The 14,787-nt window shown below is 61.9% G+C and carries 12 protein-coding genes; 8 read left to right on the forward strand and 4 right to left on the reverse strand.

What is annotated here, in order from left to right; all coding sequences use genetic code 11:
• Positions 1-230 precede the first annotated feature (230 nt).
• The 4 genes from AC2S2E_RS14940 (at position 231) to AC2S2E_RS14955 (ending at position 5,843) form a co-directional block, all read left to right on the forward strand.
• Complete coding sequence (locus tag AC2S2E_RS14940) at positions 231-1,658, forward strand: MFS transporter (RefSeq protein ID WP_486522900.1); 1,428 nt, start codon at positions 231-233, stop codon at positions 1,656-1,658.
• Positions 1,648-3,696: an alpha-galactosidase gene (locus tag AC2S2E_RS14945; protein WP_486522901.1), complete on the forward strand. Its 2,049-nt coding sequence runs from the start codon at positions 1,648-1,650 to the stop codon at positions 3,694-3,696. The genes AC2S2E_RS14940 and AC2S2E_RS14945 overlap by 11 nt, the downstream gene beginning before the upstream one ends.
• Positions 3,697-3,808: 112 nt before the next feature.
• Complete coding sequence (locus AC2S2E_RS14950) at positions 3,809-4,978, forward strand: glycoside hydrolase family 68 protein (RefSeq protein WP_486522902.1); 1,170 nt, start codon at positions 3,809-3,811, stop codon at positions 4,976-4,978.
• A 1-nt stretch (position 4,979) separates the two neighbouring features.
• The gene (locus AC2S2E_RS14955) at positions 4,980-5,843 is read left to right on the forward strand and encodes an ROK family protein (RefSeq protein WP_486522903.1); all 864 of its coding nucleotides are present in this window, start codon (positions 4,980-4,982) and stop codon (positions 5,841-5,843) included.
• 3 nt (positions 5,844-5,846) lie between these two features.
• On the opposite strand, the gene AC2S2E_RS14960 is transcribed toward AC2S2E_RS14955, so the two are convergent.
• Positions 5,847-6,848: a LacI family DNA-binding transcriptional regulator gene (locus AC2S2E_RS14960; RefSeq protein WP_476107687.1), complete on the reverse strand. Its 1,002-nt coding sequence runs from the start codon at positions 6,846-6,848 to the stop codon at positions 5,847-5,849.
• Between the two features lie 153 nt (positions 6,849-7,001).
• Here AC2S2E_RS14960 and AC2S2E_RS14965 point away from each other — a divergent pair, with 153 nt between their 5' ends.
• Entirely contained in the window at positions 7,002-7,604 is a 603-nt protein-coding gene (locus AC2S2E_RS14965; RefSeq protein WP_486524624.1) for a DUF938 domain-containing protein, read from the forward strand.
• A gap of 30 nt (positions 7,605-7,634) precedes the next feature.
• Here the strand turns inward: AC2S2E_RS14965 and AC2S2E_RS14970 are convergent, their stop codons facing one another.
• On the reverse strand, positions 7,635-9,386 hold the full coding sequence (locus AC2S2E_RS14970) for a cation:proton antiporter domain-containing protein (protein ID WP_476107689.1): 1,752 nt from the start codon (positions 9,384-9,386) through the stop codon (positions 7,635-7,637).
• A 153-nt stretch (positions 9,387-9,539) separates the two neighbouring features.
• Between AC2S2E_RS14970 and AC2S2E_RS14975 the strand changes: the two genes are divergently transcribed.
• The 3 genes from AC2S2E_RS14975 (at position 9,540) to AC2S2E_RS14985 (ending at position 11,600) form a co-directional block, all read left to right on the forward strand.
• Positions 9,540-10,223, forward strand: coding sequence for a TetR/AcrR family transcriptional regulator (locus tag AC2S2E_RS14975; RefSeq protein WP_486522904.1), 684 nt, complete (start codon positions 9,540-9,542; stop codon positions 10,221-10,223).
• A gap of 100 nt (positions 10,224-10,323) precedes the next feature.
• Positions 10,324-11,319 (forward strand): alpha/beta hydrolase fold domain-containing protein, encoded by a 996-nt coding sequence (locus tag AC2S2E_RS14980; protein WP_486522905.1) that lies wholly within the window; start codon positions 10,324-10,326, stop codon positions 11,317-11,319.
• Positions 11,316-11,600 (forward strand): hypothetical protein, encoded by a 285-nt coding sequence (locus AC2S2E_RS14985; protein ID WP_486522906.1) that lies wholly within the window; start codon positions 11,316-11,318, stop codon positions 11,598-11,600. Before AC2S2E_RS14980 ends, AC2S2E_RS14985 begins: the two co-directional genes overlap by 4 nt.
• 268 nt (positions 11,601-11,868) lie before the next feature.
• Here the strand turns inward: AC2S2E_RS14985 and AC2S2E_RS14990 are convergent, their stop codons facing one another.
• Together AC2S2E_RS14990 and AC2S2E_RS14995 are read right to left on the reverse strand one after the other, a co-directional pair.
• Entirely contained in the window at positions 11,869-12,774 is a 906-nt protein-coding gene (locus AC2S2E_RS14990; RefSeq protein ID WP_486522907.1) for a ThuA domain-containing protein, read from the reverse strand.
• On the reverse strand, positions 12,771-14,738 hold the full coding sequence (locus AC2S2E_RS14995; protein WP_486522908.1) for a pyrroloquinoline quinone-dependent dehydrogenase: 1,968 nt from the start codon (positions 14,736-14,738) through the stop codon (positions 12,771-12,773). Before AC2S2E_RS14995 ends, AC2S2E_RS14990 begins: the two co-directional genes overlap by 4 nt.
• Positions 14,739-14,787: the final 49 nt, after the last annotated feature.

The raw sequence follows: 14,787 nt of genomic DNA on the forward strand, positions 1-14,787 counted from the left end.
CGCGCGCGTTAAACTATGGCAAATGGGGCATGCGGATCAGGCGCTATTCACACCGGAATGGATCAAAACAGGCGGTGCTCAAAATCGCCTTCCGGCACAAAAGGATTACACCGGGACGGATCAACCACGAATCAATGCAAACGATTGTTGCACTTTCCATCGGGACAGGTTAATTCAAACCCGCAAGAACGAGTCAGCCCCAAAAAGAGGGCCGCCACGAAAGGATGTCCATGGCCCACGCCGCCCCCGCCGATCTGGCCGCCCATTCGGTCAGTGTGTCGACACGAAAGCCCCATCTGTCGCTGTTGCGCATCGTTGAAATGAACCTGGGTTTTCTGGGGCTGCAATTCAGCTTTGGCCTGCAACAGGGCAATATGGTGCCGATCTATTCGTGGTTGGGCGCGGATGAGGCCAGCCTGCCGATCCTGCAATTGGCCGGGCCGATGACGGGCCTGTTGATTCAACCGCTGGTCGGCGCATTGTCCGACCGCACCGACACACGCTTTGGCCGCCGCACGCCCTATTTCCTGATCGGCGCGATTTTGTGCAGCATCGGCCTCTTCCTGATGCCCCATTCGTCCAGCCTGCTGATGGCGGCCAGCCTGCTGTGGTTGCTGGATGCGGGCAATAATACGACGATGGAACCATATCGGGCCTATGTTTCGGACCGGTTGAACGCGGATCAGCACGAAATCGGCTTTCTCAGCCAGAGCGCCTTTACCGGCCTTGCGCAATGCCTCGCCTTTCTCAGCCCATCGATCCTGGTCTATTGGTTCGGGGTGGATCGCAATGCGGTGGATGAACACAATATCCCCACGATTACGCATATCTCGTTCCTGATCGGGGCGGTTTTGTCGATCTGTACGATCCTGTGGTCGGTGCTGCGTGTTCCCGAATTGCCCACCACGCCCGATGAACGCACCCGCATCGCCGCCAGTGATAAATCGGCCAGAGCCGCCCTGCGCGAGATCGTTCAGGCCATCATCGAAATGCCCCGCGCCATGCGTCAAATGGCATGGATGAGCCTGTTCCAATGGTATGGCTTTTCGATCTACTGGTCCTATGCCGCGCTTTCCATCGGGCGTTCGGCCTTTGGCACGGCGGACAAGAGCAGCGCGGCCTTTCGCGACGCGGTGCTGACGACGCAGCAATTGGGCGCGTTCTATAATCTGATTGGCTTTGTGGCTGCGTTCGCCATGGTGCCTCTGGCGCGGCGGTTTGGCGCGTCGCGAATGCATATGGCGGCGCTGATGCTTTGCGCCCTTTCGCTCTTGATGTTGCCCGGCGTGGGTGCGGGTTCGGCGCAGGCTCCGGCCATTTTCACCACCCTTGCCATGCCGGAGCTGGGCAGCCACCTTTCCCTGATGATCCCGGCGCTGGGCCTTGGCCTTGGCTGGGCCAGCATCATGGGCAATCCCTATGTCATTCTGGCCCGCTCTATCCCGCCCGAAAGGACCGGGGTTTATATGGGTATTTTCAATATGATGATCGTTGTGCCCATGTTGCTCAACGGACTGACCTTTGGCTGGATCTATCGCCATGTGCTGAACCGTGATCCGGGCCACGCCATCACTTTTGCCGCCATCCTGTTGTTCTGCGCGGGCCTGACGATGCTGCGCGTCCGCGACAATGCCGAGGAACCTGCTCGTGCAGCCTGAATTCGTCACGCTCCATTCACCCGCCTGCACCGCGATATGGGAGGTGCGTCCCGATGAGGCCCCGCTGTGGCGCTATTGGGGGCCGCGCCTTCCCGATGGGGTGGTGCCCCCCGCACCTTTGCGCGACACGCGACCCGAACCCAGCTTTTCGCTGCATTTCGATCAGCCTTTGTCGATCTTTCCCACAATGGGCATGGGCTGGTTCGCGCAAAGCGCCCTGATGGCCAGCCGTGCGGGCACGGATTGGGCGCAGCAAATCACCGCGACACGGGTTGAGACGGGCGACCATAGCGTAACGTTCCACATGGCCGACGATGTGGCCCGCATCGCCGTTGCGATCACGGCCCGGCTTGACCCGGCCACCGATACTTTGACCCTCTCCACCACGCTCACCAACACGGGCGAGGATGTGCTGGATGTCGCCTATCTAGCCTCCGGCAACCTGCCCTTGCCGCCCGATGCGGATCGTGTCCGGTCCTATGGCGGGCGGCATAACAGCGAATTTGTCGCCATCGACGACGTGCTGACGCGCAGCCAGTGGCGGCGAGAAAACCGCCGCGGTTTGACCAGCCATGATTGCTTTCCCGGCGCCATTGTCTCCTGCGCCGATGGCACCGCCTATGGCGCGCAACTGGCGTGGAGCGGCAATCACATGCAATCGATCGAATGGCTCGACGATGGCCGCCGCCAATGGCTGATGGGCGAAGCGCTGGCGCCGGGCGAAATGCGCCTGTCGCCGGGGCAAAGCATGGTGACGCCACAACTTCTGGCCACGGTTTCGGCGCAGGGCGCCAATGGCGTGTCATGGGCATTCCACCGCGCCATCCGTGAACGGATGACATGGCCCGATGGCGCCATGAAGCCCCGCCCGGTCCATCTCAACACATGGGAAGGGTTCTATTTCACCCACGATCTCGACGCGCTCAAGGAACTGGCCGATGCCGCCGCGCGCGTGGGGATCGAACGCTATGTGCTGGACGACGGATGGTTTAAAGGGCGCGATGATGACACCTCCTCGCTGGGCGACTGGGTGGTGGATCGACGCAAATATCCCGATGGGTTGATGCCTCTGGCGCGCCATGTGGTCGATCTGGGCATGGAATTCGGCCTTTGGGTCGAACCCGAAATGATAAACCCGAACAGCGATCTGTATCGCGCCCACCCCGATTGGGCGCTGCATATCGCTGGCCGCCCCTTGCTGGGCGCGCGCAACCAACTGGTGCTGGACATGAGCCTGCCGCAGGTGCGCGATTACCTGTTTGACGCGGTGGCGCAGCATTTGCGCGAATTGCCCATTTCCTATCTCAAATGGGATCACAATCGCGACCTGACCCACGCGGGGCACCATGCCAAGTTCCGGCAACAGGTCTTGGGCACCTATGAATTGATGGCCCGCCTGCGCGCCGCATTTCCCGATGTGGAAATCGAAAGCTGCGCCGGTGGCGGCGGGCGGATCGATGCGGGCGTGATTGCCCATACGCACCGTTTCTGGACCAGCGATTGCATCGACGCGATCAGCCGCGTTTCGATCCAGCGCGGTTTCCTGCAATTCATGCCGCCCGAAGTGATGGGTAGCCATGTCGGCGCATGTCCCGCCCACTCGACGGGCCGGATGCAGTCGATGCCTTTCCGCGCGGGCGTGGCCTTGCCGGGCCATTTCGGCGTGGAACTGGATTTGCGGAAACTGACACAGGCGGAAACCGACGATCTGGCCGCGACGATTGCGCGGTACAAGGCGCTGCGCACCCGCCTGCACCATGGCCGCGTGTGGCAGGGCGAGGTTGGCGACAGCGTCGTTTGGCAGGCTCATGGGGATGAAGAACAACTGCTGTTGATCATCACCCGCATCGCGCCAACCACAATGCGGCATCAACCCCATCTGCGCCTGAACATGGTCGATCCGTCACGCCGCTATTGCCTTGCCCGTGATGGCGCGCCCGCAATCGAGGTCGATGGCGCGTGGCTGCACCGCATGGGCCTGCCCCTGCCGCCGATGAAGGGAGAGGAGGTTCTGGTCTACGACCTGACCGTGATCTGAACCGCCCAAACCCACCCGTTTCCAAGCGAGCGCGGCAAGCATTGCAAACGATTGCTCGACCTCGCAACTTCGCCTATAATTCGCCTCAAGCAGGCATTGGGAGAGAATGAAAGTGACGCAGCCCAGCGTTTCCCCCTCGGTTTCGACATGGCGCGCAGACCACGTCCGCGCCATCACCCTGTCGCCGCAAAACACGATTCCCGTCATCGATCCGGCAGAGGTCAGCCCCATCTTGCCCGGCATCGACCTGTGGGATCTGTGGCCTCTGCAAAACGCTGACGGCACCACGACACTGTTTGACGGCACCAGCTTGTGGTTCATCCTGTGCGCCCCCGCCCTGCCCGATCCAGAGGCGCGCCATGACATCGTGCGCATCCGTTTGATGACCCGCACCCACGATGGCGCATGGCACGACCATGGCCACGCCCTGCCCGACGGTTTCAATCCCGGCAGCCGCGAATGGGCGGGCAGCGCGCTCTGGCATCCAGATCCGGGGCACCCCGAAACCGGCGAGGTCACGCTGTTCTACACCGTCGCGGGCTATCCGGGTGAGGAAGCCCGATCCTTTGCCCAGCGCCTGTTCCAGACGAAGGGCAAGCTGGACGCGCAAAGTTTCTCCATCACCGGATGGAGCGCCGCTCGCGAAAACATCATCGCCGACAACGTCCATTACATGCTGGTCAATCAGCGTGAAGGTGTGCCCGGTTTCATCAAGGGATTTCGCGACCCGGCCCATTTCCGCGACCCCAAGGATGGCGCGACCTATATCGTCTTTACCGGATCGCTGAAAGATTCCGCCCATGCGTTCAACGGCTGTATCGGCATCGCCCGCGCGCGCGATACGGCACTGACCGAATGGGACATCCTGCCCCCGATCCTGAGCGCGGACGGATTGAACAATGAACAGGAACGCCCGCTGCTGATCCATCGAGGCGGGCTCTATTACCTGTTCTGGTCAACCCAGCGTAAGGTCTTTGCCCCCGATGGCCCGTCCGGCCCGAACGGCGTTTATGGGGCAGTGGCCAGGGACGTGCTTGGCCCGTGGCGGCCCCTGAATGGCACCGGCCTGGTCGCTGCCAATCCAGAGGAGGCACCGTTCCAGACCTATAGCTGGTGGGTGGACGCCTCGCTCGATGTTTGGGGATTTATCGATTATCCCGCCTGCACCGCCGAAACGAAACTCGACGATCCGGCATGGCGGCGCGCGCGATTTGGCGGTACACCCGCCCCCACATTCCGCATCGCTCTGAACGGCGAGAAGGCTTGGGTTGAGGGGAACTGACATGGCGCAATATGGCCTGATCGAGGCGGGCGGCACCAAATTCGTGGCGGGCATTGCCGATGAACATGGCACCATCGCCGCGCGCCATCGCATTCCCACCACCACGCCCGAGGAAACCATCGGCGCCACCATCGGCTGGTTCCGTGAACAAGGTTTGACGCCCGACGCCATCGGCATCGCCAGCTTTGGCCCGCTCGACCTCAACCGCGCATCGCCCACATGGGGCCATGTCACCCGCACTCCCAAACCACATTGGAGCGGGGCCGATCTGGTCGGACCATTTGCGCGCGCCTTTGACTGTCCGGTGGGGCTGGAAACCGATGTAAACGGCGCGGCCCTTGCCGAGGCTCGTTGGGGCGCGGGCAAGACCGTCGGCTCGCTGCTCTATCTGACCATCGGCACCGGGGTCGGCGGGGGTTTTGTGTCGGATGGGCGGCTGCTGCACGGCCTGTCGCATCCGGAAATGGGGCATATCCGCATGCCGCGCCATCCCGATGATCGGGATTTCAAGGGGCATTGCCCGTTCCATGGCGATTGCCTTGAAGGGCTGGCCGCGGGGCCGTCGATCATTGCGCGTTGGGGGGCATCGCTCTCCGAATTGCCGGACGGGCATCCGGGCGCGGATATTATCGCATGGTATCTGGCGCAGGCCGCCGTCACGTTTCAGGCGATCATGGAACCGGCGCGCATTGTGATGGGCGGCGGCGTAACCGCCACGCCCGGCCTGCTGGACAAGGTGCGCGCAATGGCAACAGAAAGCGGCGCCGGGTATTTCGCGGGCCATCCGGCCGAGGTGATCGTGGCCCCGGCGCTGGGCGATAATTCGGGCCTGCTGGGCGCGCTGGCCGTCGCGCTGGGGCTGTAAACGTCAGGCTGATCCGCGCAGGATCAGTTCAGGTTCCATCACCACGCTTTGCGTATCCTCACCCGCGATGCGGCGCACGAGCATATCCACCAGATGCTCTGCGCCGCGCGCCAGATCCTGACATACGGTGGTGAGCTGCGGCACCGTATGTTCGCCAATCGTCAGCCCGTCATAGCCGACAACGCGCACATCGCCGGGCGCGGACAAGCCCTGGACCGCCATGGCGCGCAGGGTTTTGAGCGCGATCACGTCTGACGCGGCCACAATGCCGATCGGCCCATCGGCGGCTTGCCCCAGAAAGCCTGCGATTTCCGGCCCGAATTCCTCATCGGTCAAATGGGCCGGTTCGATATGCGGCTGCCCCATGCCTGCACGGGCCAAGGCGTCGCGCACGCCGTTCAAACGCTGTTCGATTTCGCGCGTCTTGGGGTCGCCGAAAAAGGCGATCTTGCGGCACCCTTGCGCGATCAGATGGCTGGCCGCCAGATCGCCGCCCTTGCGGTTGTCGCTGCCCACGCTGCAATGGACCTGCCCCTCGTCATAGCCGCCCCAGACGACCAGCGGGCGATAATCCCGCGCCACCGCATCGATGGTTGCGGCCTGATCGGATTGGCCGATCACGATCAATCCATCGACGCGCCCGGATGTGGCGATACGGTCCAGCCAAGCACTGTCCGTCGGGATCACACGGCTGAGCAGCAGATCATAGCCGCGTTCGGTCAATTTGTCGGCCAGCAGGCCCAGCATCGTGATAAAGAAAGGATCGGTCAGATGCTGCGCCGTTTCATGGCCCAGCGGGATCAGCACGCCAATCGTGTTCGTGCGCTGAATCCGCAGATTGCGGGCCAGAAGATTAGGGCGAAACCCATGCTCTTTGGCCAAGGCCTGAATGCGTTCGCGCGTCTTCAGGCTGATCAAGGTTGAGCCCGCCAGCGCGCGCGAAACCGTGCCCGTCGACACTCCGGCCAGATCGGCCAGTTCCTTGATATTGCGAATTCTACTCATGCCTTTGCGGCGCTTTCTTCCGAAGGGACCGCACTTCTTGGGCCAGAGCCGCGCAATTGCAAGGGTATTTTGATCCGCAAGTGCATCAAGGCGCTATCACCTTCTCTGGTTGACGGTCGGGGCTGTGCGCTCCATCTTTTGCCGATGAAGGACATGCCGGACCTGCGCCAATATGCGCCCGCCACAACGCGCAATCGCGATCCGATTTTGGACGTGCTGCGCGGCGCCCTGCCCTCGACCGGGCTGGTGCTGGAATTGGCCAGCGGGACGGGCGAGCATATTACCCATTTTGCTCGCGCCCTGCCCGATTTGAACTGGCAGCCATCCGATCCGTCACCCATTGCGCGCCAATCCATCGCCGCATGGGTGGCTGCACAAGGGCTTGGCAATGTTGCGCCGCCATTGGAACTGGATGCGGCGGGCGAGGATTGGCCGATCAAGCAGGCCGACGCGATCGTGTGCATCAACATGATCCATATCAGCCCATGGGAAGCGACCGAAGGCCTGATGCGCGGGGCCGGCGCCATCCTTCCTGCTGGCGGCCTGCTTTATCTCTATGGCCCCTATCGCGTGGCCGGACAGGCGACAGCGCCCAGCAACGAAGCCTTCGATCAGGATCTGCGCGCACGTGATCCGCGTTGGGGCCTGCGCCAGCTTGAGGATGTCGGTGCATGTGCAGAGCGGAACGGATTGCGGGTGGAAAGCGTGCACCCCATGCCCGCCAACAACCTGTCCGTCCTGCTGCGCCGGGTTTAAAGGGCGCGCAGCCGCTATTGCCCCCTTGCCCTAATCCTCGCCCGCAGGCCGGGTGATGATTTTTTCATGGGCGGCGCGCACATCGCCCGCTTCGATCTGGATCTTCAAACGCTCCCGATCACTGGCACGATACATTTCCTCGGCGCGGTTGATCGCCTCGACGCTGACGCCGCTGTCCTCCAACGCAAAGCGGGCCATACGGACCGCCGATTCCATCACTTCACGCACAATGCGCGAGGCTGGGGTCTTTTTCAGACGGATTACCGCGCGGCGATCATAGGCGCGCACATACAGACTGGCCTGTGGAAAGGCCTGATGCACCGCCTCAATCGCATCGGCGGTCAATTGATCCCCGTCCATACAGAACAGGATCATGGTCGCCTCCTCTGCCCCGGCAAGGCGCAGGAGGTCGAGGCGCGTGCCGTCCCCGAAATAGACCTTGGCGCCAAAGCTGCTGGCGATGTCGATCATTTCGATGTCGGTGTCGATCATGGTCACCGAAATGTCGCTGGCGTTCAGCATCTGGGCAACGCTCTGGCCAAAGCGGCCATAGCCAACGACGATGGCGGCGGCGCGGTCGGCGGTTTCCGGCCCGGCACGCTCGCCCTTCACGATGGCCGGTTCCTCGCGCATCCGCTTGGTGGCCTGCATCAGGAAAGGCGTGCTGGCCATCGACACGGTGACGATGGCGCCAAACAGGCTGGCGGCTTCGGGCGCGATCAGCAGGGCGTGCTGGGCCTGGGTAAACAGGACAAAGCCGAATTCGCCGCCCTGGCTGAGCAACATGCCCAAGGCCAAGGCCGCGCGCCATTTCATGCCGAACATCTTGCCAATGCCAAAGATCACCAGTGTCTTGATCGCCACCAGACCGATCGCCATGCCGATCACAAAGAACGGACGTTCGGCAATGGTGTGCAGATCGAGCATCATGCCGACCGCCAAGAAGAACAACCCCAGAAGGATCGAGCGGAACGGCTCGACATCGGCCTCCAATTCATGCCGATAGGGCGAATCCGCCAGCATCACGCCCGCGATAAACGCGCCCAGCGCCGTCGACAGGCCCAAAGCCTCCATCACAGCGGCCGAGGCCATGACGGTAAACAGCGCAGCGACGATAAACATCTCCCGCTCGCCCAGATTGCCGATCAGGCGGAACAAGGGCCGGATCAGATAGCGCCCCGCAAGGATAAGCCCCACAATCGCCAGAACCGTATACAGCCCCAATTGCCACCCCGGAGGGCCATTGGCATCAGCGGGATTACGGCTCATCGTGGCGATGATGGTGATCATCGGGATGATCGAGAGATCCTGAAACAACAGGATGGCAAAGGTGCGCTCACCAAAGGGGGTGCGCAAACGGCCCGCCGCCTGAAGCATCGGCAAAACCTGCGCCGTCGAGGACAGCGCCAAAGGCATGCCCAAAGCCAGCGCCGCCGTGGGTGAGAGCATCGTGACCACATAGATAAAGCCCGCCAAGGCCGCGCCGCACAGCACCACCTGTATCATGCCAAGGCCCAGAATATCGCGCCGCATTTTCCACAAGCGCGACGGGTTCAATTCAAGCCCAACCAGAAACAGCAGCAGCGTGATGCCCAGTTCGGCAAAACCCATCTTCTGTTCGGCCTCGCCAACAAGGCCCAGAACATGCGGGCCCACCACCGCGCCCGCCAACAGATAACCCAGCGTCGCACCCAGCCCCAGCCGCCGAAACACCAGCACAAAGACCATGGCAAAGCCAAGCAGCAGAAACCCGTCGTGCAGCATCGAAGTGCCATTTTCCATGAATACGTAACGCTTTCCGATTGAACTTTGCGCCTTGTTGCATATCCGCCCCCCACATGCCACCCCGACAGGGATGACAAGGCGCATGGCATAGGCTAGGCCGAAATACGGGGCGTATCTGGATCAATTTGGCCCGCGGGAGTGGCATTGAAGGTGACGCAGGACAGCACAGTCTTTTCCCAAAGCAATGGCCTTTCCGACAACAATGGCCTGTCCAAGCGCCAGTTGACCGCGTTGCGCACGCGTGAGGATATTCTGGAAGTGGCCGCGCATGAGTTCTCGGAAAAAGGGCTGGCCGGGGCGCGCATCGACGAAATCGCGGAAAAGACCCAGACGTCCAAGCGGATGATCTATTACCATTTCGGCAGCAAGGACGGGCTGTATCAGGCCGTGCTGCAACGCGCCTATGACACGATCCGTAATCAGGAACAGGCCGCAAGGTTTGAGGACCTGTCGCCCGAACAGGCGTTGCGCGCGATCATCGGGCACAATTTCGATTATCACTTTGAACATCCCGATTTCGTGCGTCTGGTCATGAACGAAAACGTTCACAAGGGCGAACACATTGCCCAGATCCCCGACATGCAGGCGCGCAACCGTACCGTCATCGCCGCCCTTGGCGCGATCCTGAAAAAGGGCGTCGATCAGGGTGTGTTCCGTGAAGGCATCGACCCGGTCGATCTGCACATGACGATTTCGGCATTGTCCTTTTACAACGTTTCTAACCGTTACACTTTCCTGCAAAATTTCGGCGTCGATTTTGCCGAACCGGCGCAAAAGGCACGGCGCCGGGTACAAATCATCGATTGCGTCCTGCGCTGGGTAAAGCCGGGCTGAAGCCCATCATCACCGCTGATACAATTTGCGTTCAAGGGCCGGTTGCGCCCTCGCGACTCTTGTGTACTATCCGGTTCACATAAGAGTGAGAGAGGGCCTCATGAGCAAATATTTCCTTCCCACGGCATTGGCCTTGGCGTTGCCTTTTACGGCGTCTGCGGCGCCGCGCGTATTTCCGGTCGACGCCAAGCCGGTTCTCGAAGACCATTATCCGGTCCATGTTACGCAATGGCCCGGCGGCGTGACCAGTCTTGCCGATGTCACCTATTCGACCATTCCCGGCTATCGCCCGTTGATCGTCGATATTTACATGCCGCCCAAGAAAGCCGGCCCCAAACCGCTCGTGCTGTTCATCCATGGCGGCGGGTGGGTGGCGGGCCATACCCGGCATTCGGGCGCCTTGGTCAATTTCCCCGCCGCGCTGGCACGTTTGGCCAGTGAAGGCTTCGTCGTCGCCAGCCTCGAATACCGCCTTGCCGCCGAGGCTCCCTTCCCTGCACAGGTTCAGGACGCCCGCGCCGCCCTGCGCTTCCTGAAAGGGAATGCGGCACGTTTTGGCATTGATCCCACCCGCACCGGCATCTGGGGCGGATCGGCGGGCGGGCATCTGTCGGCACTGACCGCGATGAGCTGCGGCGACACCTCGCTCGATCCCAAAGGCACCAAGGCCGCACCGGGCAGCGAATGCGTTCAGGCCGCCGCAATCTGGTACGGCGTGTTCGATTTCGCCGCCCTTTCGGCCAGCCGCCCCGGCGGACAGGATGGAGCCGCCGCCAAATTGCTGGGTTGCGACGGCGCCTGCACCCCGCAGAAATTCGCAGCCGCCAGCCCCAACACCTATGTCGATGCCAAGGATCCCCCTTTCCTGCTGATCCACGGCACAGAGGACAAGACCGTTCCCGTGTCACAATCGCACCTTGGCGAGGAAAAGCTGAAGGCCGCAGGCGTCCCGGTGGATAGCATCTATATCGATGGCGTCGACCACAGCTTTATCGGCAAAACTCCCGCGCAAACCCGCGAGGCTACCTTGCGCGCGATGAATGCCACCTTTGATTTTCTGCACGCCCATCTGGACAAAAAGGCCGCCGCAAAATGACGCGCCTGTGGTTCCTCTTGCCTGCCGCCGTCGCATCGCTCGGCGGCACAGTCATGGCGCAGGATGCCGCCCCCACCTTTCCCACCGGCGCAGGACAGGCCGAGGTACAGGCCGCCTGCGCCGCGTGTCACCCGCCCGCCATCGTCGCCAGCAAACGCTATGACGCCGACAAGTGGGCAGAAGTGGTCGATCAGATGATCGGCAAGGGCGCCAAGGTATCGGACGCGGATTATGACGTGATTGTGGCCTATCTGGCGCGGACTTATGGAGTGGGGAAGTAAAGGGGTGAATGCGAGGGACTCGTCCCTCGCGCTCCCATTACTGTCTGCGTTGCGCCATAGGTTCGGCCAATGGGTGTAGGGCGCAACCTTTGAATTTTGAAAGCCTGCGGCGCCGATAAATAGCGCCGCAGGCTTTATCTCGTTCACAACAACATCGCAAACCTGCCACAACCCCATTATCGGGATTGCAAAGGGGAGTCTTTATTGGTCGCATTTCTCAAGAGAAATGCTCCCGCCCTTTGCCCGCCGGAGGCATAACTCCCCCCCTTCACTTCATCCCATGCGGCACCGGCTTCTCACCGCCATTGACCGCCCATTTCACTGCCTCCAAAACCATGGTTCGGATGCGCGGATCGTCCCAACTGGCGTCCGTATGGCCAAGGCCGGAATAGAACACGCGCCCCTGACCATAGCTCTTGATCCAAGCGACGGGGAAATCTCCATCCTTGCGGTGAACCATGGGCGCGGCCATGTTGACGCTGGACGTGTCGATGCGGGCCAGGACATCCACCTTGTCGCGCGAATAGGGGTTGGGCAGCATCTGGTAATGCTCGTCTTTCAACACCATGCCGGTTTTGAACGCCTTCATGGCGGGAAATCCGGGCCGTTCGACAATGATCTTGGCGTCAGAAATCATCCATGGGTGGTTGTCGAAAACCCCGCCCAACATCTCGCCATATTCAGGCCAGTTCACCGCAGTGGCCGTCGCCGTGTGGATGCCGATGAAGCCTTTGCCATCCTTGGCCACGTAATCGAGCAAATCCTGCTTCTGTTGCGGCGAAAGGGTCGTGTCGCCGTTGGTGTAGAACAATACCGCGTCGAAATAGTCGAGGTTCTTGCCCCGCGCCTGTTTCGGCCCGCCTTTGGCATAGTCAAACTTGCCCCAGGTCTCGCCCTTGGTGATCCAGTCCATGTCGGTGCGGATGAACGACACATAGGCCCCGCTCTCGCGCCCGATCTGTTCGATGACCGAGACGGCATGGCTGACGGCCATATGCGCGGATTGGTTGCCGGTGGACAGATCGGCGATGATCAACAGGCGCTTCTTTCCCGCATAGGCATCCTGATAGCCGGGCGGAGGCGTACGAGGCGCACCCGGGACAGGCGCGGGCGTCTGTCCCGAAAGCGAAAGGGCCAGCGCCGCGCAAACGGCAAAGCGAAGGGCGATTTTCATTGTCCGGCCTCCTTCTTGGGCAGGGCGAAAGCGGTGATCGTGTCCGATGTCAGCGGGCTGTCGAGGAATGTGCCTCCGGTGGCCGCAATGGCGACGTATTGCCGCCCGTCACGCCCCGCATAGGTCATGGGCGTGGCATGGGCGGCCGCGTCCAGCTTGACCTCCCACACCATCTTGCCCGTGGCCGTGGCAAAGGCGCGGAAGCGATTGTCATCAGTCGCCCCCACAAAGGTCAGCCCGCCCGCCGTCGTAATCGCCCCGCCCATGTTGGGCCGCCCGGTCAGTTTCTTGCCCTCCGGCGCTTCATCCGAAATGCCCAAGGGCACCTGCCAGCGGATCTTGCCCGTTACCATGTCCACGCCCCACAGACGGCCCCACGGCCCCTTCTGGCACAGCAGGCGGGTGTTATCAGGGCGGAACCGGCCCGAAGGCTGCCCCCTTTCAAAGGGCAGCGGACCTTTCGATGGCACCATCTTCGTCACCTGACCCAGATCATGGGTGTTGACCACCAGCAAGCGCTGCGCCGGATCATAGGTCGCCCCGCCCCAATTGCCACCGCCCAGCAGGCCGGGGAAACTGATCGTCACCTTGTCCAGATGGATCGGCGTATAGATAGGCCCTTCGACCATATGATTGTCGGCGATCCATTTGGCGCAAGTGTCATGCAGTTCCGGCGTCAGATCGGTGATGTCATTCTTGATCGAAAAGCTGGTACGCCCCAGCGGCGGCGTCACCAACGGAAACGGCTGGGTGGCCGATGCCTTTTCCCCCGGTACATCGCTGATGGGCACCTTGCGTTCGGCGATGGGGAAGATCGGCTTGCCCGTTTCGCGGTTCAGTACAAAAAGCAGCGCGGATTTCGAGATCACCGCGACGGCGGGCACCTTCCGGCCCTTGATCGTGGCGTCGAACAGCAAGGGCGCGGCTTCTAAGTCACCATCCCAGATGTCGTGATGAACCACCTGAAAATGCCATAGATATTTGCCCGTCTTGGCATCCGCCGCGACCAGTGATGTGCCGAACAGATTGTCGCCCGCCCGATCCCCACCATAGCGGTCAAAGGTGGGCGCGCCAAAGGGCATGTACACAATCCCGCGCTTTTCATCGACGCTCAGGAAGCCCCATGCATTGACCCCGCTGCGCCCTTCCGCGCTGCCCGGTGCCCATGTGTCATAGCCTTTCTCGCCCTTGCGCGGGACCGAGTGGAACGTCCAGACCAGATGGCCGTCGCGCGCGTCCCATGCGCGCACATCGCCCGCCGCGCCCTTGGCGGGAAATTCCTGTACCGCGCTGCCGGTGATGATCAGGTTGCCATAGACGATGGGCGGGCTGGTCATGCCGTAAAAGCGCGCCTCGCCGCCATTCAGGATTTCGGGCGTTTTCATGTCAACCACGCCATGGTCACCAAACCCTTCGGCAAACGCACCCGTTGCCGCGTCCAGAGCGATCAGGCGCCCGTCCCGCGTACCGAACACAATGCGTGGCGGCGTATTTGCGTCCCCCGCCCAATATTCAACGCCGCGCAAGGACGGCTGCCCCGGCCCTGGAATGGTGGTGACCCAGATTTCCGCGCCCGTATCAGGGTTCAGCGCCACCACCCGGCCATAGGGCGTGGAGACAAACATGCGCCCGTTCACGACCAGAGGCGTCACCTCCGACCCGGCGAAACGGCTGCGCCGGGCACGGGGGCCGGTGGGCGCGCCGCCAGCGGTCATGTCAGGAAGTCCTTCCGCGCGCCGCTGCGCATCGGCATTGGCGTCCGTGGTGGTCGCGGGCGTGGCGGGCCGCATATGATAGACCCACGCAGGCGCCAATTGCGCCGCATTGGTTGGCGTAATTTCCCTTAACGGCGAATGGCGCTGGCCGCCCTTGTCATGGCCATAGGTGGCCCAATCCCCCGGCGCCTGCGCGAATGCGGCACCAGACAGCAGCGCACCGGCGATTCCGGCATATCCCCATCGCATCGAACTCTCCGTCATTTTTTGATTTATGAACTAGTTCGTACATATTTCT

It is taken from the genome of Novosphingobium sp. 550D (assembly GCF_057401885.1).